We start from the raw sequence: 25,466 nt of genomic DNA, 5'->3' as shown, positions 1-25,466 counted from the left end.
ACCAGATTTCTCAAAATGGATTAACGCATTAAAAATTGAAAAAAGAGATACGACTGATTTAGATGATAAGCAAAAACAACGACGAATATTTAATGCGATCGTAAGAAAAGAGTTTACTGATTATATAACAAGTTGGCGAATTATTATCTTACTTGCGATTATCGTCTTAACATGTATTGGCTCACTTTACACTGCTGTTACTACAATTAGTGATGCAGCTAAATCATCTGAAAATGCGGTGGAATTTACAACGAGTTCTTACTTATTCTTAAGACTATTTACTTTATCAGACGGGACATTACCACCATTTATTACGTTTGTTTCATTCCTCGGACCACTACTTGGTATTGGATTAGGTTTTGACGCGATCAACTCAGAACGAAATCGAGGTACACTTAATCGCTTATTAGCACAACCAATCCCGAGAGATTCAGTGATCAATGCAAAATTCGTTGCAGCAGTCCTAATTAATGTCGTCCTATTCTTCACATTAGGCTTTTTAGTGATGGGATTCGGCATCCTAATTATCGGTATCCCGCCTACTTTTGAAGAATTTGCAAGGATCATCTGCTTCTTATTGCTATGTATTGTCTATGTCGCATTTTGGCTTAACCTTGGGATCTTATTCTCAGTACTATTTAAGCAACCAGCGACATCAGCGCTTGCAGGTATTGCAGTATGGATCTTTTTCAGTATGTTCTTTAGTATTATCATTAACTTAATCGCAAGTGCGATGACACCACAGTCTGTAGACGACCTACTAAGTAATCAGAATTTAATTTTAAATTTAATGCGACTCTCGCCAAGCTATCTATTTAGCGAATCAACTACGACTCTGTTATCGCCATCTGTAAGAGCATTAGGACCACTTACGATGCAGCAAACAGCCGGCGCAGTTGCTGGGCCATTGCCACTATCACAAAGCTTACTCCTAATTTGGCCACAGCTAACAGGACTCATCGCCGCTACAACAGTTTGCTTTGGAATCTCATACTATAATTTTATGAGACAAGAAATTAGAAACTAACAAAAAGCAATCAGTACCTATTTAATTAGGTATTCTGATTGCTTTTTTTACTTAAGATTAATAGCTAATGCTCTCTAACTATTAATACTAATTTGCTTATAAAAAAGAAAAGCCCTTACTAGCAAACTAGTAAAGAACTTATCAAAATAGTTATGATTTCCGCTCAGCGAACCCTTAACATTTGTGAACGTTCATTCCGATCATAATTACACCTTACACATGCACCAGTGATAATACTAATCTTATGTTTTCCTTGCAAATGACACTTAATCAATCTTTTAAAAAACTCGATCATCCTGTTTACCTCCTAATATATCATAAGAGGTTCCTTTGGCAACTCGGCTACCATGGTGACCATACATGTCACGTTAGGCCCTCGTTTTGCGTCCTTAGTTTTCACTAAGTTTGCCTTTTCATATCACCTGCAATACTTATTTTCCAGTATGAAAGACCTATTGTCAATAGCTTCGACAAAGGTTCTAATAAAATAACAAGATTAGTATTTTAATGTTATGACGTTAAATCAAGACAAATAAAACTATGATTTTTTTGATTTATTTGTCTCAATATATTCCTTTGTAGTGATCCCAGCAAAGATAAGCGCACCTACTGATTGAATAATCGATCCCTGTGCTGCAATAAAATCAGCAGTCTCCACGTCACCTTTCGACTCGGTAAATACACCTAGCAATTCTAATCCAATCCCTAAACTCTGTAATAGATTACCTATCAACAGCTTTTCTTCTTCGTTATCAAAGTTAGTAGTTTGTGGACTAAATGCAGAATTCGCAGCATCCATTACACCACCAATAATTTGCTGAAACAAACTAAAACCAAATAAACTTGGATTAACTAACGATAAATAGGTTAATTCTTCATCATCGGCATCGCCGAAACTCTCAATCATATTGTCAGTACCTTCATCAAGATCTTCTTCGATATCAATTCGCATCAGAGCCAGACCTAATAATTCCATTATTCCAGCTAATTCAACTATTGTATCACTTACGGGTTGATCGCTTGTTAAATCTTTAATTTCAGATAATGCCACAACAATAGTTCCAATCGCATTAATCCATGATCCAATTAGTAATGTATTCGAACCACCCAACTGTTTCTCCCCCTACTGAACAATATGCATATAATCATTTTATTCAGTAAGAAAGAAATTGGCACCCCAATTGTCATAAGCGGAAGAGTCAACTAATCTAGATTAATTAAGTTCTTATTTTTATGCATTTCTTTAAGTTCAATTATCGCTGCCTGGTCCATTTCCTCTAAGTCTTGATAATAACGGAAAATACGATCAACATTTGATTGAATATTCTTTAATTTATCTTCATTCATACTTTCAATATCAATCAAGGCTCCTTGAACTATGTTTTTAATACTTTTCCGAATCACTTGAATTCTCATCATAACTTTTGACGGTAAATTTAATAGATTAATCACATCAAGCTACCTATCTGTTTTAACTAGTTCTGATAGCTCAGTCAATAGATTAATAACCGCATTATTATCAATGGTCGTTTGACTTGTTACTATACTGATTCTTCTTAAAACCGTCATATATTCATCAAGTTTTGGTTTATAACCAGTATAAAACGAGATAAATGTATTCAACTGTTCAACACGATCTTCGTTTTCTTTCAATTTGATGACTTTTGATCATAATAATTCCTGCCGTCAATGCACCCATAAACGCTCCAATTATTGTACCAATACTTTGAATCCAAGCATCATGGCTAACGTGTTCGAAAAAGCTCATCTTGATTGTCTCCTTTAATTTATGGCATTTGAAAATATAATGTGAGTAGTTCGTTGAATTAGCTAAATAAACCTAATTATAAGTGATTAATTAGGGATTTACTATTACGTTTAAGAACTCACCATAAGCTTATATACTATAATCAAAAAAGTGTTAGCAAGTTCAATTTGAACTCACTAACACTTTTAATCTTATTTAGGCAATTTTACTCTGGTAAATTGTCAAGAGCATATTGCGCTTGTTCATCAGTAAATTGCTCACCGTATTCAGATGTAAGCTGTTCGAATAATTCTTGATCAGACATCGGCATGAATTCTAAATAGCTAATTGCTGCTTCAAGAGCTTCTTCTTTGTAATCAACATCCACATTTTCAATTGCATATTGTGCAGCTTCTTCTGGATATTGATCTCCAAACTCAGAAGTTAATTGTTCGAAAAGTCCTTTCTCTGAGAAATGCATAAGGTCGATGTAATTTTGAGCAGCTTTTAAAGCATTACGATATTCACGCGGAACATCTTCAGATTCTGTTTGCTCCTCTTCTACTTCATCTTCCTCAACATTTGCTTCTGTCTCTGTTTCTGTCTCTTCTGCTTCGTCATCATTAGATTCAGTTTCCTCAACATCTGGTGTATCGACAGCTTGTTTGCTATCGTCACTATCAACTTCACCACATGCAATTAGAGTAATTGAGACTAGCAATGCCATAAGCAAAAATAGTGCTTTCTTCATGTATGTACCCCCCAATATTGTAATAAACTATTATATTATCACTCATTAAACAATCATTTGCAAGAAATTGATACTGAAAATGGATAAGTAGTTTAATAAGTTTACTTAATAAATAGCTTAGAACTATTAATCATTCAGATTTAAAGCTAATAATATCACTTATTTTACAAAATTGACTTGATGTAGAATAAATTAATTACTATTATAACCAAATATTCTAGTTTGCAGAGTTTCTTTCCACCATGATTCTCTTTCTAAGATTATATGGTCATCTACTTTTGCATTATAATTTTCAAGAATTGAATAATAAAAATTAGATTTGATATAATCAAATCCCTCTTTATTTACCAACTCTATTAATTCTTTATTACCACCATGACCACTTTCAATGTAGCTTTTCCATCTTTGTAACAGCATTCCATAATCACTTGTGGCAGACCCTACATACATTTTTCCATTACTTTTATCTGTCAGTAAATATACAGCTTTTTGATTCTCAAGTGCGGCAATCCAGTCTCGCTTACCACGAATAATGATTGATTCTAATTGCTTATAAGAAATATTTACTTTATCATATCCTGGGAAATCTTGTCCGCCATACATCGTCGGTAAAATTTCCTTAACATTGCTCTCGTCTATGTATCGTGAAAGGTTAAACGTGTATCTAGCAAAGGTATTACCTTTCACTAAATCAATTACTAGTCTACCAAATAACGGTTTATACTTTTCAATAATCTTAACCTTAGCAAATGTATTTTCTGGTACGTCTATTATCTCTGCCGCTGAAGTAAATAGCCACTCATTATCGCGAATTCTAACAAAGCTAAACACCCACTGTCCTGGGCTAAAGTTTCTTTGTTTACCGTACCAGCCCCAATATCCACACTCAGGACATGTGCCATTTTCTTTGTCTATATCACTACTATAAAGCCATAGATCAATATATGATTTTCCGCCTACACCGGCCTGCATATTAAGCTCTATTTTACTATTAGATATCTCTGTATCATTTAACCCTAAAATATCATTCAATTTGATTCTATTCATTTGTTTCTACTCCTTTTATATTGAGTAACACAAAATTATCTAAATTACATTCTTATAAACAAAAAAACTCGCAAATATCAATTTTTGGAAATTCACGAGTGTTCTATCATTTATAAGGTTAAATTGTTTAAGTAAGAATACCGGTGGTCGGGGTCGAACCGACACGTCCCAGGGGACACGGGATTTTGAGTCCCGCGCGTCTGCCAATTCCGCCACACCGGCATAATTGGAGGCGGTAACCGGATTTGAACCGGTGATGAAGGTTTTGCAGACCTCTGCCTTACCACTTGGCTATACCGCCGGGATATTCGCGCTAAAAATAAAAATGGAGCGGAAGACGGGATTCGAACCCGCGACCCCCACCTTGGCAAGGTGGTGTTCTACCACTGAACTACTTCCGCATTAAATGGCTGGGCTAGCTGGATTCGAACCAGCGCATGACGGACCCAAAAACCGTTGCCTTACCGCTTGGCTATAGCCCAACGCTCTATAATATTTATAATTTAAAGTTTTATGGGGCGATCGATGGGGATCGAACCCACGCATGTCGGATCCACAATCCGATGTGTTAACCACTTCACCACGATCGCCATAAATAAAACAGGGGTAGTAGGAATCGAACCCACACCAAAGGTTTTGGAGACCTCTATTCTACCGTTAAACTATACCCCTATAAAAAAATAAAATGTTAAAAGAGAAATGGTGGAGGGAGTAGGACTCGAACCTACGAACCCGATGGGAGCGGATTTACAGTCCGCCGCGTTTGGCCAACTTCGCTATCCCTCCAAGAAAATGGTGGCTCAAGACGGAGTCGAACCGCCGACACACGGATCTTCAGTCCGTTGCTCTACCAGCTGAGCTATTGAGCCATTTCTGATGAAAGTTAATAGATAAATGGCGGTCCGGACGGGACTCGAACCCGCGACCTCCTGCGTGACAGGCAGGCATTCTAACCAACTGAACTACCGGACCATTTACTATATATTTAGTTAGAGATGTATTTTGGTTGCGGGGGCAGGATTTGAACCTACGACCTCCGGGTTATGAGCCCGACGAGCTACCAGACTGCTCCACCCCGCGAAGATAAAAGTATAATATCATGTTATAAAAATTGGTGACCCGTACGGGATTCGAACCCGTGTTACCGCCGTGAAAGGGCGGTGTCTTAACCGCTTGACCAACGGGCCTATGTAAAATAAGATAACAGTTTCTAGTAAATTAATACTTTAGTGGCGGAGAGCGAGGGATTTGAACCCTCGAGACAGCTTACGCCGCCCACACGAGTTCCAGTCGTGCTCCTTCAGCCACTCGGACAGCTCTCCATAATGGCTCCACAGGTAGGATTCGAACCTACGACCGATCGGTTAACAGCCGATTGCTCTACCACTGAGCTACTGTGGAACGGATTAAATGCTTAGCGACGTCCTACTCTCGCAGGGAAGACCCAACTACCATCGGCGCTGAAGAGCTTAACTTCTGTGTTCGGTATGGAAACAGGTGTGACCTCTTCGCTATTGTCACTAAATCTTGAAGGTTATCCTAAGTGCTAATTTTACAAGGACAAGATATATTATACTCATTTCTTAACAGAATTGCAAGTGTTTTCAAGGAAAAACATTTTTTATAAACACAATTGTGTCTAAAATGTATACCCTGAAAACTAGATAAGAAATGCACCTGACAAGTGTCATCAAATTCAATGCTGAATAGTCGCTTTCGCTTTTTGTTTTAGTTAAGTCCTCGATCGATTAGTATTCGTCAGCTTCACATGTCACCATGCTTCCACCTCGAACCTATCTACCTCATCGTCTCTGAGGGATCTTACTCTAAAAGATGGGAAGTCTCATCTTGAGGGAGGCTTCATGCTTAGATGCTTTCAGCACTTATCCTTTCCATACGTAGCTACCCAGCCATGCTCCTGGCGGAACAACTGGTGCACCAGCGGTATGTCCATCCCGGTCCTCTCGTACTAAGGACAGCTCCTCTCAAACTTCCAAACGCCCACGACGGATAGGGACCGAACTGTCTCACGACGTTCTGAACCCAGCTCGCGTACCGCTTTAATGGGCGAACAGCCCAACCCTTGGGACCGACTACAGCCCCAGGATGCGATGAGCCGACATCGAGGTGCCAAACCTCCCCGTCGATGTGGACTCTTGGGGGAGATAAGCCTGTTATCCCCGGGGTAGCTTTTATCCGTTGAGCGATGGCCCTTCCATGCGGAACCACCGGATCACTAAGCCCGACTTTCGTCCCTGCTCGACTTGTAGGTCTCGCAGTCAAGCTCCCTTCTGCCTTTACACTCTATGAATGATTTCCAACCATTCTGAGGGAACCTTTGGGCGCCTCCGTTACTCTTTAGGAGGCGACCGCCCCAGTCAAACTGCCTGCCTGACACTGTCTCCGAACCGGATAACGGTCCTGGGTTAGAAGGTCAACACCATCAGGGTGGTATCCCACCGGCGCCTCCACGTAAGCTAGCGCTCACGCTTCTTTGGCTCCCACCTATCCTGTACAAATGGCATCAACATTCAATATCAAGCTACAGTAAAGCTCCACGGGGTCTTTCCGTCCTGTCGCGGGTAATGCGCATTTTCACGCATAGTATAATTTCACCGGGTCTCTCGTTGAGACAGTGCCCAAGTCGTTGCACCTTTCGTGCGGGTCGGAACTTACCCGACAAGGAATTTCGCTACCTTAGGACCGTTATAGTTACGGCCGCCGTTCACTGGGGCTTCAGTTCAACGCTTCGTACCAAAGGTACTAACGCATTCCCTTAACCTTCCAGCACCGGGCAGGTGTCAGCCCCTATACTTCGCCTTGCGGCTTCGCAGAGACCTGTGTTTTTGCTAAACAGTCGCTTGGGCCTTTTCACTGCGGCTTCTTCTAAAAGAAGCACCCCTTCTCCCGAAGTTACGGGGTCATTTTGCCGAGTTCCTTAACGAGAGTTCTCCCGCTCACCTTAGAATTCTCATCTCGCCTACCTGTGTCGGTTTGCGGTACAGGCACCTGTGTCCTGGCTAGAGGCTTTTCTTGGCAGTGTGGAATCAGAAACTTCGGTACTATATTTCCCTCCCCATCACAGCTCATGATTAATATCAGACGGATTTGCCTATCTGACTCACTCACTGATTGGGCGTGCATTTCCATCAGCACGCTTTTCTTATCCTCCTGCGTCCCCCCTTCGCTCGTAACGGTCACGAGGTGGTACAGGAATATCAACCTGTCATCCATTGCCTACGCCCTTCGGCCTCGGCTTAGGTCCTGACTAACCCTGAGTGGACGAGCCTTCCTCAGGAAACCTTAGGCATTCGGTGAAGAAGATTCTCACTTCTTTTTCGCTACTCATACCGGCATTCTCACTTCTAAGCGCTCCACCAGTCCTCTCGGTCTGACTTCTCTGCACTTACAACGCTCTCCTACCATTGATCGAAGATCAATCCGTAGCTTCGGTGATACGTTTAGCCCCGGTACATTTTCGGCGCAGCGTCACTCGACCAGTGAGCTATTACGCACTCTTTAAATGGTGGCTGCTTCTAAGCCAACATCCTGGTTGTCTGTGCAACGCCACATCCTTTTCCACTTAACGTATACTTTGGGACCTTAGCTGACGGTCTGGGTTGTTTCCCTCTCGACTATGAACCTTATCACCCATAGTCTGACTCCCAAGTCTATATCTCTGGCATTCGGAGTTTGACTGAATTCGGTAACCCGATGAGGGCCCCTAGTTCAATCAGTGCTCTACCTCCAGGATACGTATCTTGAGGCTAGCCCTAAAGCTATTTCGGAGAGAACCAGCTATCTCCGTGTTCGATTGGCTTTTCACCCCTACCCACACCTCATCCCCGCATTTTTCAACATACGTGGGTTCGGGCCTCCAGTCAGTGTTACCTGACCTTCACCCTGGACATGGGTAGATCACACGGTTTCGGGTCTACGACCTTCTACTATATTCGCCCGTTTCAGACTCGCTTTCGCTGCGGCTTCACCTTTTCTGGTTTAACCTTGCAGAAAATCGTAACTCGCCGGTCCATTCTACAAAAGGTACGCCGTCACCCATTAACGGGCTCCGACTACTTGTAAGCACACGGTTTCAGGTACTATTTCACTCCCCTCCCGGGGTGCTTTTCACCTTTCCCTCACGGTACTGGTTCACTATCGGTCACTAGGGAGTATTTAGCCTTGGGAGATGGTCCTCCCGGATTCCAACGGAATTTCACGTGTTCCGCCGTACTCAGGATACACATCGGAGGTGATGATCTTTCCACTACAGGGCTGTTACCTTGTATCGCGGACCTTTCCAGATCGCTTCGTGTAAATCGTCACTTTGTAACTCCTAATGATGTGTCCTACAACCCCAGTAAGCAAGCTTACTGGTTTGGGCTAATTCCGTTTCGCTCGCCGCTACTCAGGAAATCGCTTTTGCTTTCTCTTCCTCTGGGTACTTAGATGTTTCAGTTCCCCAGGTCTGCCTCATTTAACCTATGGATTCAGTTAAATGTACTACTCCATTACGAGTAGTGGGTTCCCCCATTCGGAAATTCCCGGATCAATGCTTACGTACAGCTCCCCGAGACATATCGGTGTTTGTCCCGTCCTTCGTCGGCTCCTAGTGCCAAGGCATCCACCGTGCGCTCTTTCTTACTTAACTAAAGTTGAACTTTTTATTGCTTCACAGTAAAAAAGACTTTTGGTCTTACTTTGTTTAAAAGTTTGATTTGATGTCTTGTCATACAGTTCGTGTTCAATCCTCATAAATAAGGAATGTTCACTTACTGTTTATTCTTATCTAGTTTTCAAGGTACGCTTCCACACGGATGTGGTGACTTCTGTGTTGTCACAAATGTTTTCGATGGGGCGAGTAATCGCAGTCCCACGGATGTGACGATTTTAACAGAAGATCCTTTGAGAGATTGATCTCTCAAAACTGAACCAAACAACTGAATTGTTAAGTCAGCCCGTAGGGCTGTTCCTAGATCAGTCTAGCTCCGACGCCTTATCGACTAGCAGATTTCGAATGCCTTCCTACGATAAGTCAATATCGATTCACTTACGTTCATCGTATTTCCTTTATCTCGTCAGGCCTTCTCCAATCTGTACGTCGATGAGCAAGGCGTCTCCACTTCCTGATTTTCCTTAGAAAGGAGGTGATCCAGCCGCACCTTCCGATACGGCTACCTTGTTACGACTTCACCCCAATCATTGGCCCCACCTTCGGCGGCTGGCTCGCTAAAAGCGTTACCTCACCGACTTCGGGTGTTGCTAACTCTCGTGGTGTGACGGGCGGTGTGTACAAGACCCGGGAACGTATTCACCGCGGCATTCTGATCCGCGATTACTAGCGATTCCGGCTTCATGTAGGCGAGTTGCAGCCTACAATCCGAACTGAAAATGGTTTTATGGGATTGGCTCCACCTCGCGGTTTCGCAGCCCTTTGTACCATCCATTGTAGCACGTGTGTAGCCCAGGTCATAAGGGGCATGATGATTTGACGTCATCCCAACCTTCCTCCGGTTTGTCACCGGCAGTCAACTTAGAGTGCCCAACTGAATGCTGGCAACTAAGTTCAAGGGTTGCGCTCGTTGCGGGACTTAACCCAACATCTCACGACACGAGCTGACGACAACCATGCACCACCTGTCACCGCTGTCCCCGAAGGGAAAGCTATGTCTCCATAGCGGTCAGCGGGATGTCAAGACCTGGTAAGGTTCTTCGCGTTGCTTCGAATTAAACCACATGCTCCACCGCTTGTGCGGGTCCCCGTCAATTCTTTTGAGTTTCAGCCTTGCGGCCGTACTCCCCAGGCGGAGTGCTTAATGCGTTAACGCCAGCACTAAGGGGCGGAAACCCCCTAACACCTAGCACTCATCGTTTACGGCGTGGACTACCAGGGTATCTAATCCTGTTCGCTACCCACGCTTTCGCGCCTCAGCGTCAGTTACAGACCAGAGAGTCGCCTTCGCCACTGGTGTTCCTCCACATCTCTACGCATTTCACCGCTACACGTGGAATTCCACTCTCCTCTTCTGTCCTCAAGTTCTCCAGTTTCCAATGACCGCTTGCGGTTGAGCCGCAAGATTTCACATCAGACTTAAAGAACCGCCTGCGCGCGCTTTACGCCCAATAATTCCGGACAACGCTTGCCCCCTACGTATTACCGCGGCTGCTGGCACGTAGTTAGCCGGGGCTTTCTCGTTAGGTACCGTCAAGGTACCACCCTATTCGAATGGTACGTGTTCTTCCCTAACAACAGAACTTTACGATCCGAAGACCTTCTTCGTTCACGCGGCGTTGCTCCGTCAGACTTTCGTCCATTGCGGAAGATTCCCTACTGCTGCCTCCCGTAGGAGTCTGGGCCGTGTCTCAGTCCCAGTGTGGCCGATCACCCTCTCAGGTCGGCTACGCATCGTTGCCTTGGTGAGCTTTTATCTCACCAACTAGCTAATGCGCCGCGGGCCCATCTATAAGTGATAGCTTGCGCCATCTTTTATCCTCTTGTCAGGAGACAAAAGGTTTTATCCGGTATTAGCTCACGTTTCCGTAAGTTATCCCAGTCTTATAGGCAGGTTGCCCACGTGTTACTCACCCATCCGCCGCTCGATCCATTAAACGTCACTCCGAAGAGATCTGTTTAATTTCACGCGCTCGACTTGCATGTATTAGGCACGCCGCCAGCGTTCATCCTGAGCCAAGATCAAACTCTCAATAAAATTGATAGAGTTACGATTAACTCAATTTTGAAGCACTAGCTTCTTCTTACTTGTTTTTCTTAACATCTTTCGTTGTTTGGATTCAGTTTTCAAAGATCAATTGTTACTGCCTTCGTTTGCGACAGCTTTTATATTATATACCGATTAACCTTCAAAAGTCAACACTTATTTTTTATTTTTTTAAAACCTTTTAAAAGATAAGTATTAACGTTAATCAGTGACTACCTCTTTTATTACTAGAGGTGGTAGCTCCAATCTCGAGCGACGTTTAATACTATAGCATGTTTTTTTATTTTCGCCAATAGTTTTTTTGAAAAAATATAAATTAATTTTCAAATTGACTAAAGATTATTTTTACCTATCAATGAAGGAACTAATACAAGTTGATTAAAAAAACTCTGGATTTATTAGATTAATCCAGAGTTTAGCGTGAAAATTATTAATGTGTGACTTTACATCCCGGGCATGTTCCGTATATTTCCATGCGGTGGTGACTGATTGAAAAGCCTGTTACTTTTTCAGCCAATGATTCAACTTCATCTAATGTTGGATAATGGAAATCAACAATTTTACCGCAAGACTCACATATAACATGATAATGTTTTGATGTTGTGTAATCAAAACGACTAGAGGCATCACCGTATGTTAATTCCTTCACCAATCCGATTTCTCTAAATACACGCAAGTTATTATATACTGTAGCAACACTCATGTTTGGGAACTTACCCTCTAAAGCTTTATAAATTTCATCAGCTGTTGGATGCGATTTAGCGTTAACTAAAAATTCTAAAACAGCAAATCGTTGTGGAGTAATTCGCACACCTGATTGTTTCAATCGTTCAACTGCATCTTGAAGTTCATTATGCTCATGATGATCGTGCATGGCCACCCACCTCACTTTCAATAAAATAAAATCATTATTCATTAATCATTAATTACTATAATTAATTGCTAAAGGAAAACCACTTTCATTAGCGACTATAGTCTAAAATCATTTTCAAAACATAGATAAGTTTCTTTACTCTATTGTTTCAATTATTATATTATAATTCTTATAATCAGTTTACTCTGTAATACTTAGTATGTCAATTAAATGACATACTCATTTAGAGGTAGTGGATGTTTTCATTTGTATTTATTATTCTTTAACAAATTCAATTTCATCATAAACACTAAATTTATTGACATACCTTGCCGCAACAAATAATAGATCAGAGAGACGATTTAAAAATACTAAGACAAGTGGATTAACTTCATCCTTGATGCCAACCACAATTCGTTCAGCACGTCTAACAATTGTTCGAGCATGATGTAAACTTGCACCTGTTGGATGACCATTTGGTAAAATAAATTGCGTTAATGGTGGAACCTCTTGTTCCCATTTATCTATAGTTTCCTCTAAACGATCTATATGATCTTGAGTAATCGGCCAAGCTACTTCTTTTCCTTTTGGAGTTGACAACTCTGCTCCAACATGAAATAGAAGTGTTTGAATTCTATGCATACATTCCACAAAAGATTTTCTTTCTTGTATTGACCAACTTAAACCTTGATCAATCGAGCTTGTTGCGATTCCAATTACTGCATTTGCCTCATCACATGTTCCGTATGCTTCTACACGCAAGTGATTTTTCGGCACTCGTTCTCCATAGACTAAAGATGTCTCACCCTTGTCTCCAGATCTTGTATATATTCGCATCTTAATACCCCTTATCTATGTTTATTTTATTTATTGATACTGTACTTGTTTCTAAAAACTCCATGAGACTTTCACGGAATAACGCCACAGCACGTGGTATATATTGTTCTGACCCACCAGAAATATGAGGTGTTAATGTTACCTTTTCATGAGACCATAACTGACTTTCCCTTGGTAATGGTTCAATCGGTGTCACATCTAATATAGCATGCTCAATTTCATTATCATTTAATGCTTGTAGCAACACATTTTCTGTTACTGCTGATCCTCGTCCCATATTTAAAAATATCGCTGATTGTTTCATCCATTTAAAATGATCTTTACTATAATAACCTTTCGTTTTTTCTGTCTCAGGCAATATCGAAACGATAAAATCCGCTTGCTCTAACGCTTCTTTAATTTGATCATTTTGATAGACTTGATCAAAATATGGACGTTCTCCGCCGGAATTAGTTACAGCTATCGTCTTCATATGAAAGGCCTTTGATAGTCTCGCTAATTCTGAACCAATTGATCCAGCACCGACAACAGTTAACGTCCGTCCGGTAATCTCACGTCTTTTAATTGATTTATCCCAAACTTTTTCTTGTTGGCGTTTGTAATAAGTAAATAAATTTTGATAGTAATTTAATAGCATCGCTAAAGCATATTCGGCCATTTGTGTTTTATGTATACCTCTAACATTTGTTAAAAGAATTTTGCGTTCTTGGATTTCTCCAAGAGGCATTTGATTAATTCCAGCAGATAGAACCATAATCCATTTTAATTTCGTTGCCTTTTTGATGTGCTCACGCCTAATATCACTACCAAACGTTAGTAATATATCCGCTTCTTCTAAATGATTATCAGCCGCTTCAATATTTTCTTTAAATATAAATCTTATCTCGTCAAATTCCTGAATCAATTCCTGTTCAATTTCATCTGTCAAACGTGTCGTTGTTAAGATTAACATTGGTCTCCTCCTTATAAGTAAAAATCACCTTTCTTCTATATAATAAAACACATCGGCCATTTTATTGAGCACAGCACTAATGTGGTTATATCAAATAATAATTTCCCTATCTAATTTTATCTAAACATCACCATTTTTGTCATACTTTAATACTTATCCCGATAATAGCTATAAATAATAGTCTTTATCTCAACTTGTAATTAATCATCCTTTCAAATCACTGTTTTATGAATAAAAATAATAATTAATGAATTAATATTCAATGATAAAAATGTGTTTTTATATTGATTATGCATTTAATTATGACAAGATAACAATTTATATAATATATACAAAATCATTATTATACCAGCATTTTAACGCGACAAAACACAAACAAACACATTAAAAATACACTGCCTCTTTAGTAAAAATTAGAACCTGATACTATTTTTCTAAAAATTTAATAAAATTATGAATTTTTGTTTATTTATGAATTGATTATTTTTTTAGATTATGCTATTATAAATCTTGAAATTTAATTTCAACTCATGCTTTTTTTGTCAATTTGTATGACTTCCCTTCAAAGCATGAACTTGGCCTTTACTAAGTTAAGTTAGTAAAGGTCCTTTTTGTTTTTCTTCATTTTTTAATATTTCAGCCTACTATCCATAAGCTATATCATCAAACATAAAAATCATTCCATGCTATAATTAATTTGTCATCACAATTCACTTGTTTAGATATTGAGTCAATTTAAATATTGTTTATAATAGATTTATTCAGTTCTATCATAAGGGGGCTTACCGATGAAATTAGGAGCTCGAATGTTTAAAACAGGACTAGCTGTTGCCATTGCATTATACTTTGCTGGATTACTTAGTTTTCCATCTCCTGCATTTGCTGGTTTCGCAGCAGTCTTTGCTATGCAGCCTTCTATTTATCAGTCTTTTAAAATTACATTTAAACAGTTATACGGTAACTTAATTGGTGTTGTCACGGGGGTTAGTTTAGCATACACGATTGGTAATGATGCAGTTGTCGTTGGACTGGCCGTAGTCACTGTCATCATCATATGCCGTTTATTAAAATTTGAAAAAAGTGCTGTCTCAATTGCATTAATGGCCGTTATTTCTGTAATGGAAACAACATCAATGGAAATTCTAGCCTTTGGTATTGTGCGATTTTCATCGTTAATGTTTGGAATATTAGCGGCTTTTGTCGTGAACCTTGTGTTTATTCCTCCCAAATATGAATCGACATTATTTGAACATATCAAGCAATTAACTCTAGAAATTATCCAGTGGTTAAGAGTAACCATCAGGCATTTATCCGATGATCCTTCATTAAAAAAAGAAATGCAAAATCTTCATAATGAATTAAAACGAATGGATGAATTGTATTTACTTTTCTCTGAAGAAAGAATCTATTTGCCTAAAAATAAATTTATGCGTGCTCGAAAGCTTGTCATCTTTAGACAACTGATTAAAGTGAGTCATGTAAGTTTCAGTTTACTTCGAACGATTCATACTGTTGATAATCGAACAAATATGATCCCAATTGATATTCGAACGAAACTAGTTGAAGAAATAGATTATGTCGTTCACCGTCATGAACATATGCTACTTAGTTTTACCGGAAAAATTAAACCAAATAATCAAAGTCATGATAGTCATTCCAATATTACTGAGTTTGTTGATGGTCTTTTAAAATTATACCAAGAAAACTCTAGCGACTATCTGGTCTTCTTACCTCTAGCAACAAAATTAGTAAGGTACGACCATGAACTTAATCATTTGCAAGCATTATTAAGTAGCTATGAGAAATTTCATGCTAATGAAAAAGTGAAGATAGTGCCAAAACGAGATTTAGAACAATAAAAAAATGACCTGCATAACTAAAGTGAGTGTAACAATCGTTATCTCTTACTTATCATATGCGAGGTCATTTTTTTATTATTTAGAATGAGCGATAAGTTAAAAACATTTCATACCATCTTTCGACATGTTCATAGGCGAACGGACCTTTACGTTGATGAATCATTTGTTTCAACTGAGAAACATTATTCCATAAAATTCGATCCAGAACTTCTGGATAATTCATTCGTTCACGATGAAGCGCATATTCATCCTCATCTAAAAGTGTATAAGTCATATCAGGAAATACTTTAATATCTAAATCGTAATCGATATACTTTACAGCTCCTGACTCATAAATAAACGGAGAGCTAATATTACAATAGTAATGAATACCGTCCTCTCGAAGCATCCCAATAATATTAAACCAGTATTTAGTGTAAAAAAAGCAAATAGCTGGTTCTCTAGTGACCCAAGTCCTTCCATCACTTTCAAAGACTTTAGTCCGATCATTCGCACCTATAATTCGACTATTTGTTGCTTTTAGAACTGTTGTCTCTTGCCACGTTCGATGTAGCTGGCCATCATGCTTATAACTTACAATTTTTATAGGTGAACCTTGATTTGGCACAACCATTGTTTCTTCCTTTCATTGTTTAAGCTCTCTTTATTATAACTTTAATTAACCTCAAATGAAACTATTTAGACTAGCTTTTTTATCTAGCGGCATCCATGAGTAAGATAGACTATTAATAAAAAAAGAACCATAAGAAAAGCACCCCGAATGTTAGAACATACTTCAAATTCGGAGCGCTTTTCATTCATGCCTCTTTTTTTATTAATTAAAGTTACTTCTTATTTTGTTGCGATTTTTTGTTTTGTTGTCTCACTTGAGCTGTATCCGTTTCAGAAGCAAACTCAGTTCCATATTGACCTTGTCCTTGTTGAGCTTGCTGATTTTGTCGTTTTACTTCCTCAACATTAGTTTTACTTCTAGCTTGGTTTTTATTTTGGTTCTTAGCCATTTGCATATCACCTCCACACCGATTAGAGTAACCAGTTTCGCGGTGACTATTCAGAAATTAATGATAATATTTTTTTACACTCATATATTAAGCTGTTCAATTATTTTTTGATGAGGAACTGGAAATGGATAGTCCTTCATATCAGCTAAAGATACCAATTGCTGTGCAGATTCAGTTATTGAAAAGTCTGCTACTTTAAAGTGAAATACATCAATTGACCAAATTAAATGTGTGAAAATATGTTTGATCGATTCTAATTTTTGAGTATTCAATACCTTTGTTTTGTATGTTTGTTCTAGAAATGTTGCTAAAAGCTGTGCATCTACTTCACCTTGTTCAATCATCGGAAATTGCCATAATCCTGCTAGCAATCCTGCTGAAGGTCTTTTTTCAATTAAAAATTCACCTGATTGGCTTTCTAAAATGGTCACATAATAATGTAGTGTTTTCTGTTTTTTCTGTTTTGACTTAACTGGATAATCTGCTTGAGAATTCGATTGAAAAGCCTGGCAGTGTGCTCGAACTGGACATAGCTGACATTGAGGGTTCCTTGGCTTGCAAATTAAAGCACCTAACTCCATTACACCTTGATTAAAGCTCGATGGATCTTCAAGCGAAATAATTTCACGAACTAAATTTTCAAAAATCCGTCTCGTTTTTTGTTTGGCTATATCATCGTCAATTCGAAATACGCGTGACATGACTCGCATGACATTACCATCTACCGCTGGCTCAGGTTGATCATATGCGATACTCATAATCGCTCCTAATGTATAAGGTCCAATCCCTTTTAGTTTACTTAATTGTTGACGATCTTCTGGTACGATGCCTTGATATTTTTCTTTAACTTCCTTGACTGCTGTATGGAGATTGCGTGCTCTTGAATAATACCCAAGACCTTCCCACGCTTTTAGTACATCTTGTTCATCAGCTTCAGCTAATGCTGTTGGAGTTGGGAATTTATCAATAAAGTTTTTAAAGTACGGAATGACTGTATCTACTTGTGTTTGTTGGAGCATAATTTCAGAAACCCATACTTTATATGGATCTTGATCTTCACGCCAAGGTAATTGGCGCTGATTTTGTTTAAACCACTGAATTAAGTCTGTTTGGAATGCTTTTTTATCAAATAAATCTGGCTGCAATCTTGTCACCCTTTTTTCTTGATCTCGTATGTATAATCATAAAATGTTTAATCCACTACAATTATGGCAAAATATAAAGGAAAATAAATTGAAGTAACTTTGATTATATCGACTAATTACATCATTTGAAAGAGGTGAGCACAAATCGATACTGGTACTCATATTGCAATGGGGATTGCTTTAGGTGGAATCGCTACTATTGATCCGGTTATTCAACAGAATCCAATCTTTTTTACTGCTGTTATGGCTGGAACGATTATTGGCTCACACGCTCCTGATTTTGATACAATCTTAAAATTAAGAAATAACGCAGTCTATTTGCGCCATCATCGTGGGATTACGCATTCAATCCCGTTAATGATTTTTTGGGGATTGTTCATTTCGGGGATCATTTATTTAATCGTACCTGATATACCCTATATTAATATTTGGTTCTGGACAGCACTCGCTGTATTTCTCCATGTACTCGTTGATATCTTTAACGCTTATGGAACCCAAGCTTTTCGACCTTTTTCAAGAAAGTGGGTAGGGCTTGGTTTTATCAATACATTTGATCCGGTTATCTTTTCTGCTCATATTATTGGATTTGCGTTTTGGCTTTTAGGAGCAAGTCCTGTTAAAACGTTTCTCATCATTTATTTCTTGCTCGTTTTATATTACCTAAAACGATTTTGGCAGAAAAAAGTATTAGAGCGGAAAATTCGTCGATCTTTTTATAATGTTGAGGGGATCTTCACATCTCCAACCATTAGTCAAAAAATTTGGCGTGTTGCAATTACGACTAAAGATAAATTTTACGTTGCTAGAGCAAATGATGGTAATATTCAGATTGTCGATCAATTTGAACGAACGCCAGTACCTGATACAGAAATAATGAGAGTCGCTAAAACAGATCAAAATGTTGATGCGTTTCTATCATTTTCAAAAGTGTATCGCTGGGAACAAACTGAATATGATGCTTACACTGAAGTTCGTTTCATTGATTTACGTTACCGTTCAAAGGATCATTATCCATTTGTTGCAGTAGTGAAAATCACAAAAGATCTGCAAATATTAAAATCATACACAGGTTGGATCTTTTCAGAGGCGAAGCTCCAAGACAAATTACTTATTGAAGATCTATAAATTTTTTCCTGTCCAAATCCCCTTAAAGTATTGTCTGATCAATACAATTTTAAGGGGTTTTTATTGCGTCGTTTGCCTTATTAGCTTAGAGTAGAAGTTAGAGATGAATTGCGAAAGGATGATTAAATGATTAAATTATTTGCTACTGATTTAGATGGCACGCTTTTGAAAGATCATCGCTATATAGAAAAAGAGAACCAAGAAGCGATTCAAGCGTTATATCAAAATGGTACTGAGATTGCGTTTGCCACTGGACGATCAGATCGGGATATCGTCTGTCTGTTTAACCAATTAGACATAAATGGTCACCGTGTGAGTCAAAATGGTGCATATGTCATTAATAAGGCTGAGGAAATAATTTTTAAACGTCAATTTTCAAAGGACTTAAGTCAGGTTGTTTATCAGCAATTAAAAAAATATCCAGCCTACTATTTTGTAACAACGAAAGATGACATTTTATTTGAACAAGATATTCCAATTTTAAATGATCTTCAAGTATTGTTTAATCACAGACTTATACATACTGAACAGCTTGAGGGCAAACTTAAACATCAATTAGATATCACGAAGTTTATGTTGCTTGGAGAAATTGAACAGTTATTAGTCATCCAATCCGAGTTAAATGCTCGTTTTAAAGGCAAACTAGAAAGTGTGTTATCTGCACCAAAGTGTATGGATATCATGCCGACAGGTGTTAACAAGCAGATTGGACTCGATCAGTTAATTCAAACGATGTCAATAAAACCTGAGGAAATTGCTGTGATTGGTGATTCTCAAAATGATATTGAAATGCTTCAAATGACACCACATAGCTATGTGATGTCAAGCGCAGACCATGATGTTAAACAAGCTGGAAAATATATTGTTAATCATGTTTATGAAGCAATTGATCACTTAAAGGCAAATGGCTTATTGTAATATAGATCAGGTTTGATTTTTATTTTTGTACATTAAATTAATTTGGTAAGTGCTCATCAATAAATCGTTCAATTAAATCTTGATTAAAGCCCTTTCGATAGAGAGAGGCTTTAATTTTTTGCACAAGTTGATAACCTTCTGATTTTGCTTGATAACTTCTTAATGCCTTTTCGCCTTGGTAAACTAGTGCTTGCCACTCTTGATCATCATCTTTGTCTAACTCATACTGTTGAAATGCTTGTTCGATTGTCGATTGCTGAAAACCTTTTTGCATCAATTGTTGCTTCATCTTATTAATTCTTTGGCGATATGATTGACGAGCTGATTTCTTCATTTGTTTCCCTAGCCATTTTTCGATTAAGATTAATTGCTTTTGCTCAGAATAAAGTTGTAGCGCATAATCAATCATCTCATGCTTAATACCTTTTTGAACCAACTCTATTCGTATTTGTTCTGGACCTTTGAATCCTGTATTCATTTTCGTCGTGACATAAGCTTCTGCAAAAGCTTGATCATCTAGTAAGTTATGGCGATTCAAACGTTCAATGATAACTTCTAGCTGTTCTTCATCTAATTCTTTTTTAAGTAGATAGTCTTTAATTTCTTTCGTCGAGCGCATGCGATAGCTTAGATAATGAATAGCACTATTATAGGCCTTATTAAGGTCATCTGTTCTCATTAATTCATTTATTTTAGCTTGATCTAGTTTTTCACCTTTTTTTAAACCCTCACTAATTAACGTCTCTTCTTCTACACTAAAACCATACTGTTCTTTTCCTTCTTTTTTAATGAAAATATTATAACGATGTTGGTTATTTTTCTGTATTGTTATTCTTGTGATTTCTGTCACTTCAATCACCTCGTACAGTCATTATAACATGAATAAATTATCAAGAACTTTGTAAAAATAACAATATACAATTTAAGTTATACTATTTTAATTGAATCAAAATTGATTAGCGATAACGCTTAATCTCTCAATCAGATGAGATAAAATTATCTATTAATTCAAATTAAAAATCCCTCTTCACGTAAGAGGGATTCACTATTGTTCTGACTCTAGCTTTTGAATAACATACTTGCAGCTTTTACCACCTTTTGCAATACATTCTACTCGCTCAATTTGATCTGTACCTAATACTTCTTTAAATAATTCTAATTCATAATGGCAAGGTCTGTCGTATCGATCTGCGATTGCTGCGATTGGACAATTATATTGTTCAAATGTGATGGTATCATCATTTTCTGGAGCGGAAAATTCGGCCATATAGCCGTTCTCAGATTGGACATCGACTAATTGTTCAACTCTCTCAGTCAATGAATCTTCTTTATAAATGCGGCGTTGATACCTTTTTCGTAGTCGCTGTTCGCGGTTTTTGAATAGTGTGTCGATTGTTTCTTCGCCTAAATTTTCATGAATATCTTGTAGTAGTTCAACTACAATCTTATCATAGTTATTAGGGAAAATTTCGTGGCCCTTTTCAGTTAAACTATAATAGATAACAGGTCGTCCCATTGGTTGACGAATAGATCTTGATGTAATCAATTCATCAGCTTCTAACTTTACTAAATGCTTTCTAACAGCCATTTCGGTTATATCTAAATACTCTTTTAACCCACTTACTGACAATTCCTTGTTCTTCTTTAAAAGCTCAACAATTGATTGTCTAGTTGTTTTCTGTGAACTCATCCAAAACACCCACCCTTTATTTAATCATAGCTTAAAATATTTGTGAAGTAAATAACAAAGTGTGAACATTTATTACTTATTAATCTCCTACGTCTAAAATGTCACAATTGGTGTATATTAAATGACAAACATCATTGTATCCACTACAATGATATTCTAATAAGATAAGTTTTTCCTGAAAGGGTAGATTAATATGGGGATTGTCATCGTAGAAATCTGCGAAAGTAATGTCTTAATAACAGTTGATGCTGAACGATTATTAGAAGAGGAATATCCGGAAGTTTCCGTTATCGTCAATCAATGCCTATCTCTATGCGGTTTATGCAGATTCAATCCTTTTGCTTTAGTAAATGGTAAAAGAGTGCGTGGTAGAGATGTTGATGAATGTTTAACTCGAATTCGTCAAGCTATTGAAGAGGAATTATCACAGCTTCAAGCTTAATTTAAATATTTTTTCAAAAAAAAAGCGTCTGCCTTTTGATTCAATTGGCAAACGCTTTTTAGCTTACATCTTAAATTGTTGAACTAATTCATTTAATTCTCTTGCAGATTCTAGTAATGTGCTCGCTCCATTTGAGACGCCTTCCATTGCACTTGAGGCCTCTTCAGCTGAAGCTGATGTTTCTTCAACACCTGCAGCAGACTCTTCTGAAATCGATGCGATTTCTTGAACAGCTTCATTTACTTTAGCAGAATCATTGTTCAATTCTACTAATCCTGAAATAACTGTTTGAACATTAGATGTCATAACCGCAATAGCATCTTCAATTGCCTTGAAACGAACTCCTGTTTCTTCAATATCTTTTGTTCCTTGTTCAACTTCATCGTAGCCTTTTTCTAATGCATCAGTAACATTCCTAGATTCAGTTTGAATTTCATTAACAATTTTGGCGATGCTGACAACAGAATTAGCAACTTGTTCAGCTAACTTTCTTACTTCATCAGCAACTACTGCAAATCCTCGACCATGTTCACCTGCTCTTGCTGCCTCGATTGCGGCGTTTAGAGCTAAGAGGTTTGTCTGATCTGCAATTTCTTTCACAACGCCAACAAGTTTAGAGATTTCTTGTGTTTGTTTATCCAAACCTGCAACTTTTTCAACTGCATCTTTAACAATTTGATCGATATTATCCATTTGATTAATCGATTTATTCATATATTCATTACCAAGCTCAGTTTCTTTCAGCACGTCATTAGATGATTCATTAATCGATTCACTGCTAGCATTAATTGACTTAATCTTTTCAGCGAAGATTGTCATTGTTTCAGCTAAATCACCTGCGAAGTTTGCTTGCGTTTCTGTTCCTGATGCCAATTCTTCCATTGTAGCAGCAATTTGCTGTGTACCTGATTTAACATCATCTGCCGATTGATTTAACTGCTCACTTTGAGAACTTACTAATAATGAAGTCTGTTTAATAGAATCAATCATATTTGTAAGCTGTAAACGCATTTTCTCCATTGATGTAGACAATTGAGCAATCTCATCTCTGCCTCGATAATGGTGGTCTGTTTCAGTTAAATCACCAGATGCAATTTTTTCGCTCATTAATACAACTCGATTTAAGTGTTGCGTCACATGGCGACTAATAAAGATAACAAGGATAAATGCAATAATTATCGATACAACCATACTTGCAATTAATATCTGTAATGCATAGTTCTGGCTACCTTCAGCATGTTCAGCAGCTAAGTTTCGATCTTCTGTTACTAAATCCCGAAGTGATTCTAAATAAAGTCCAGCGGTTGTAGTCAAATTGTTATATCGATTACTACTATATAAACGCATAACTTCGATATCAGAACCAACTGCATCTACAATTTCATCATAAAATAGTGTATTTAATTCGTCATTAATTCTAAGTACCTCATTGTAAAGCGACTGGTGCTTCTCGCCAGAAAATTTTTCATTTAAATCACTTATCAATTCATTAATTTCAACATTTTTAGCTTCGAATGCATCAAAATAACTTGTTCCGCCATATTGTGCATAAGCCATTGCTGATAGACCTTTTGAATTTATTAAATCACTTAATTCAATTGTTAAAACAGAAAGATCCGCTTCTTCAAGGACGACATCCAAATCTTTTTGGGCGTCATTAATTGAAAATGAAACAAGTCCGGTAGTCACAACTAGTAGAATAAAAATAATAATAAGTACAAAACCGTATTTCCAGCCAATTCTTAAATTATGTATACCAATTTTGCCATATTTCTTTGGACGTTTAGCCTTAATGACTTTTTCAGGCTTCGTCGTTTTGTGATGTCTTTTCGGCAGTTTTAATTTTTTAAAAGCCTTCTTGATTGATGGAATTGGTGAGGAAATGTTAAGCTTGCTGAAGTTAAATCTTTTAAACAACTTGATGGCCTCCCTTTTTTAAAAAACGCTTTCATAATATTTTAAAACTTTTTGTCGAATGAACATTATACTTTTATAGTATACTTAAAAACAACTTAAGACAAGACATTTTTCCTATTTTATCTATCAACTTAAGGCGTTTAGACTATGTATTATTTATCGGACATAATTAATTAATTTTAATATGTACTTTTGTCACATTTTATAAAATTATCTAATTTTTCATACAAAATATTACATATTTAAAAGTAAAAGACTTAATTCACAACTAATCTCTTAGTTATGAATTAAGCCTAATTTAAACCTATTAGATTTTATCGATTTAACCCGCAGTCCAGCCACCATCAGCTGTAATAATAGCGCCGTTAACAAAGCTTGAAGCGTCAGATGCCAGGAATAGCGCAACTTCAGCAATCTCTTCTGGTTGACCAATCGGTGCTGTACCTCCGCCAATTGATCCAATTGCTTTACTTCCTAACTCATGCGGTTCTGTAATTGTTGATTGAATGTTTGTTGCTACTCCACCTGGTGCAATTGCATTAGCACGGATCTTGCCGTGAATACCATATGTTGCAGCGATATTTTTAGTTAATCCTAGTAAGCCATGCTTAGATGATACATAAGCTCCACCACCACGAACTCCGAATAAGCCACCAATTGATGCGTTATTGATGATTACACCACCGTTTTCTTGCTTCTCCATCACTTTAATGGCTGCACGTGCCGCTTTAAATGGCCCAGTTAAATTTATTTGAATAATTCGATCCCATAGCTCATCTGTTAAATCACCAACAGGAACAAAATTATCCATAATTCCAGCGTTATTCACTAAAACATCAAGTGATCCGTAACGTTCAATTGCTTCATGAACCATTTGATCAATATCTTCTTGGTTACCGATATTACTTACTAATCCGACAGCTTCACCACCAGCTTCAGTGATCGACTGTACCACTGGATCAAGTAATTCTTTATTGATATCTGTAGCAACAACCTTTGCACCTTCAGCGGCAAACTTCTTAGCAATCGCTTCACCCATACCAGCAGCTGCACCTGTTACAATGACCGTTTTACCTGATAACTTCATGTGAACACGTCCTTTAGATTAATATTTTTATAATTTCTAGTTCATTATATTTCTAATCTATAAAAATAACAATCTATTTGTGAAACATTTCACAAATAGTTCATAAAAACAACACTAACCGCTGTTTTGATCAGTGTTTTGTTTGTTTTATATGGAGCATAGCGGGATCGAACCGCTGACCTCTTGCATGCCATGCAAGCGCTCTCCCAGCTGAGCTAATGCCCCTAAATGAATCCTAAATTATTATAGCTGATTATGATTTAAATCTCAAGCCCTTTTCTTGCTATCATACTAGAGTTGACATTTATCGTAATCTTTTATTAAACTGGAGATACAAGTATGAGAAAGG

The 25,466-nt window shown here is 37.8% G+C and carries 21 protein-coding genes, 14 tRNA genes, 3 rRNA genes and 1 riboswitch; of the genes, 5 read left to right on the top strand and 33 right to left on the bottom strand.

Going from position 1 to position 25,466, the window contains the following annotated elements; translation table 11 throughout:
• Window positions 1–34 precede the first annotated feature (34 nt).
• A complete protein-coding gene (locus AXY_RS03425) occupies window positions 35–1,027 on the top strand; it encodes an ABC transporter permease (RefSeq protein WP_407919033.1) in 993 nt (330 codons plus the stop codon).
• Window positions 1,028–1,356: 329 nt separating this feature from the next.
• Window positions 1,357–1,447: riboswitch (cyclic di-GMP riboswitch) on the bottom strand.
• 118 nt (window positions 1,448–1,565) lie between these two features.
• Here AXY_RS03425 and AXY_RS03420 read toward each other — a convergent pair.
• The 25 genes from AXY_RS03420 to AXY_RS03305 all read right to left on the bottom strand — a co-directional run bounded on the left by AXY_RS03420 (window position 1,566) and on the right by AXY_RS03305 (window position 13,933).
• On the bottom strand, window positions 1,566–2,138 hold the full coding sequence (locus tag AXY_RS03420; RefSeq protein ID WP_015009377.1) for a DUF6944 family repetitive protein: 573 nt from the start codon (window positions 2,136–2,138) through the stop codon (window positions 1,566–1,568).
• 92 nt (window positions 2,139–2,230) lie between these two features.
• The gene (locus AXY_RS03415) at window positions 2,231–2,443 is read right to left on the bottom strand and encodes a hypothetical protein (RefSeq protein WP_155835454.1); all 213 of its coding nucleotides are present in this window, start codon (window positions 2,441–2,443) and stop codon (window positions 2,231–2,233) included.
• A 42-nt stretch (window positions 2,444–2,485) separates the two neighbouring features.
• The gene (locus AXY_RS03410; RefSeq protein WP_015009375.1) at window positions 2,486–2,680 is read right to left on the bottom strand and encodes a hypothetical protein; all 195 of its coding nucleotides are present in this window, start codon (window positions 2,678–2,680) and stop codon (window positions 2,486–2,488) included.
• Complete coding sequence (locus AXY_RS12725; protein WP_155835453.1) at window positions 2,655–2,795, bottom strand: hypothetical protein; 141 nt, start codon at window positions 2,793–2,795, stop codon at window positions 2,655–2,657. The genes AXY_RS03410 and AXY_RS12725 overlap by 26 nt, the downstream gene beginning before the upstream one ends.
• 205 nt (window positions 2,796–3,000) lie before the next feature.
• Window positions 3,001–3,525 carry an Ltp family lipoprotein gene (locus tag AXY_RS03405; RefSeq protein WP_015009374.1) on the bottom strand — a complete coding sequence of 175 codons (525 nt, stop codon included), beginning with the start codon at window positions 3,523–3,525 and terminating at the stop codon, window positions 3,001–3,003.
• A 192-nt stretch (window positions 3,526–3,717) separates the two neighbouring features.
• A complete protein-coding gene (locus tag AXY_RS03400; RefSeq protein ID WP_015009373.1) occupies window positions 3,718–4,572 on the bottom strand; it encodes a GIY-YIG nuclease family protein in 855 nt (284 codons plus the stop codon).
• Between the two features lie 138 nt (window positions 4,573–4,710).
• A tRNA-Leu gene (locus tag AXY_RS03395) sits at window positions 4,711–4,794 on the bottom strand.
• 5 nt (window positions 4,795–4,799) lie between these two features.
• A tRNA-Cys gene (locus tag AXY_RS03390) sits at window positions 4,800–4,873 on the bottom strand.
• Window positions 4,874–4,898: 25 nt separating this feature from the next.
• Window positions 4,899–4,973: transfer RNA gene (locus tag AXY_RS03385), tRNA-Gly, on the bottom strand.
• A 6-nt stretch (window positions 4,974–4,979) separates the two neighbouring features.
• Window positions 4,980–5,054, bottom strand: a tRNA-Gln gene (locus AXY_RS03380).
• Between the two features lie 32 nt (window positions 5,055–5,086).
• Window positions 5,087–5,162: transfer RNA gene (locus AXY_RS03375), tRNA-His, on the bottom strand.
• 11 nt (window positions 5,163–5,173) lie between these two features.
• Window positions 5,174–5,244, bottom strand: a tRNA-Trp gene (locus AXY_RS03370).
• Window positions 5,245–5,272: 28 nt separating this feature from the next.
• A tRNA-Tyr gene (locus tag AXY_RS03365) sits at window positions 5,273–5,358 on the bottom strand.
• Window positions 5,359–5,365: 7 nt separating this feature from the next.
• Window positions 5,366–5,441 (bottom strand) — tRNA-Phe (locus AXY_RS03360).
• 26 nt (window positions 5,442–5,467) lie between these two features.
• Window positions 5,468–5,544: transfer RNA gene (locus AXY_RS03355), tRNA-Asp, on the bottom strand.
• 31 nt (window positions 5,545–5,575) lie between these two features.
• Window positions 5,576–5,652, bottom strand: a tRNA-Met gene (locus AXY_RS03350).
• 32 nt (window positions 5,653–5,684) lie between these two features.
• Window positions 5,685–5,759: transfer RNA gene (locus AXY_RS03345), tRNA-Glu, on the bottom strand.
• Between the two features lie 43 nt (window positions 5,760–5,802).
• Window positions 5,803–5,894, bottom strand: a tRNA-Ser gene (locus tag AXY_RS03340).
• Between the two features lie 4 nt (window positions 5,895–5,898).
• A tRNA-Asn gene (locus AXY_RS03335) sits at window positions 5,899–5,973 on the bottom strand.
• An 11-nt stretch (window positions 5,974–5,984) separates the two neighbouring features.
• Window positions 5,985–6,097 (bottom strand): 5S ribosomal RNA (rrf, locus tag AXY_RS03330).
• A gap of 203 nt (window positions 6,098–6,300) precedes the next feature.
• A 23S ribosomal RNA gene (locus AXY_RS03325) occupies window positions 6,301–9,223 on the bottom strand.
• A 489-nt stretch (window positions 9,224–9,712) separates the two neighbouring features.
• A 16S ribosomal RNA gene (locus AXY_RS03320) occupies window positions 9,713–11,282 on the bottom strand.
• Together the 16S, 23S and 5S rRNA genes with 13 tRNA genes alongside form the textbook arrangement of a ribosomal RNA operon.
• Window positions 11,283–11,721: 439 nt before the next feature.
• Entirely contained in the window at window positions 11,722–12,165 is a 444-nt protein-coding gene (perR, locus tag AXY_RS03315) for a peroxide-responsive transcriptional repressor PerR (RefSeq protein WP_041450095.1), read from the bottom strand.
• Between the two features lie 255 nt (window positions 12,166–12,420).
• A complete protein-coding gene (locus AXY_RS03310) occupies window positions 12,421–12,981 on the bottom strand; it encodes a cob(I)yrinic acid a,c-diamide adenosyltransferase (protein ID WP_015009371.1) in 561 nt (186 codons plus the stop codon).
• 1 nt (window position 12,982) lies between these two features.
• Window positions 12,983–13,933, bottom strand: a complete 951-nt coding sequence (locus AXY_RS03305) for a D-2-hydroxyacid dehydrogenase (protein ID WP_015009370.1) — start codon at window positions 13,931–13,933, stop codon at window positions 12,983–12,985.
• Window positions 13,934–14,721: 788 nt separating this feature from the next.
• On the opposite strand from AXY_RS03305, the gene AXY_RS03300 reads away from it, so the two are divergent.
• Window positions 14,722–15,792, top strand: coding sequence for an FUSC family protein (locus tag AXY_RS03300; RefSeq protein ID WP_015009369.1), 1,071 nt, complete (start codon window positions 14,722–14,724; stop codon window positions 15,790–15,792).
• Window positions 15,793–15,871: 79 nt separating this feature from the next.
• On the opposite strand, the gene ntdP is transcribed toward AXY_RS03300, so the two are convergent.
• The 3 genes from ntdP to mutY all read right to left on the bottom strand — a co-directional run bounded on the left by ntdP (window position 15,872) and on the right by mutY (window position 17,938).
• Entirely contained in the window at window positions 15,872–16,405 is a 534-nt protein-coding gene (gene ntdP / locus AXY_RS03295) for a nucleoside tri-diphosphate phosphatase (protein WP_015009368.1), read from the bottom strand.
• 211 nt (window positions 16,406–16,616) lie between these two features.
• Entirely contained in the window at window positions 16,617–16,793 is a 177-nt protein-coding gene (locus AXY_RS03290) for a gamma-type small acid-soluble spore protein (RefSeq protein ID WP_041450094.1), read from the bottom strand.
• 80 nt (window positions 16,794–16,873) lie between these two features.
• On the bottom strand, window positions 16,874–17,938 hold the full coding sequence (gene mutY, locus AXY_RS03285; RefSeq protein ID WP_015009366.1) for an A/G-specific adenine glycosylase: 1,065 nt from the start codon (window positions 17,936–17,938) through the stop codon (window positions 16,874–16,876).
• Window positions 17,939–18,082: 144 nt separating this feature from the next.
• Between mutY and AXY_RS03280 the strand changes: the two genes are divergently transcribed.
• Window positions 18,083–19,063 (top strand): metal-dependent hydrolase, encoded by a 981-nt coding sequence (locus AXY_RS03280; RefSeq protein ID WP_041450093.1) that lies wholly within the window; start codon window positions 18,083–18,085, stop codon window positions 19,061–19,063.
• Between the two features lie 126 nt (window positions 19,064–19,189).
• Window positions 19,190–19,981, top strand: a complete 792-nt coding sequence (locus AXY_RS03275) for a Cof-type HAD-IIB family hydrolase (protein ID WP_015009364.1) — start codon at window positions 19,190–19,192, stop codon at window positions 19,979–19,981.
• 37 nt (window positions 19,982–20,018) lie between these two features.
• Here the strand turns inward: AXY_RS03275 and recX are convergent, their stop codons facing one another.
• Window positions 20,019–20,831 (bottom strand): recombination regulator RecX, encoded by an 813-nt coding sequence (gene recX, locus AXY_RS03270; RefSeq protein WP_015009363.1) that lies wholly within the window; start codon window positions 20,829–20,831, stop codon window positions 20,019–20,021.
• Between the two features lie 195 nt (window positions 20,832–21,026).
• Window positions 21,027–21,671 carry a helix-turn-helix transcriptional regulator gene (locus AXY_RS03265; RefSeq protein ID WP_015009362.1) on the bottom strand — a complete coding sequence of 215 codons (645 nt, stop codon included), beginning with the start codon at window positions 21,669–21,671 and terminating at the stop codon, window positions 21,027–21,029.
• Window positions 21,672–21,864: 193 nt separating this feature from the next.
• Between AXY_RS03265 and AXY_RS03260 the strand changes: the two genes are divergently transcribed.
• A complete protein-coding gene (locus AXY_RS03260) occupies window positions 21,865–22,113 on the top strand; it encodes a YuzB family protein (protein WP_015009361.1) in 249 nt (82 codons plus the stop codon).
• 63 nt (window positions 22,114–22,176) lie between these two features.
• On the opposite strand, the gene AXY_RS03255 is transcribed toward AXY_RS03260, so the two are convergent.
• The 3 genes from AXY_RS03255 to AXY_RS03245 all read right to left on the bottom strand — a co-directional run bounded on the left by AXY_RS03255 (window position 22,177) and on the right by AXY_RS03245 (window position 25,342).
• A complete protein-coding gene (locus tag AXY_RS03255) occupies window positions 22,177–24,030 on the bottom strand; it encodes a methyl-accepting chemotaxis protein (protein ID WP_015009360.1) in 1,854 nt (617 codons plus the stop codon).
• 322 nt (window positions 24,031–24,352) lie between these two features.
• On the bottom strand, window positions 24,353–25,117 hold the full coding sequence (locus AXY_RS03250; RefSeq protein WP_015009359.1) for a glucose 1-dehydrogenase: 765 nt from the start codon (window positions 25,115–25,117) through the stop codon (window positions 24,353–24,355).
• 152 nt (window positions 25,118–25,269) lie between these two features.
• Window positions 25,270–25,342: transfer RNA gene (locus tag AXY_RS03245), tRNA-Ala, on the bottom strand.
• Window positions 25,343–25,466: the final 124 nt, after the last annotated feature.

Origin of the sequence: Amphibacillus xylanus NBRC 15112 (assembly GCF_000307165.1) — a bacterium.
Classification (GTDB): domain Bacteria; phylum Bacillota; class Bacilli; order Bacillales; family Amphibacillaceae; genus Amphibacillus; species Amphibacillus xylanus.
The sequence above is the reverse complement of the archived record's forward strand: the minus strand, read 5'-3'. Positions and strand labels throughout refer to the sequence as shown.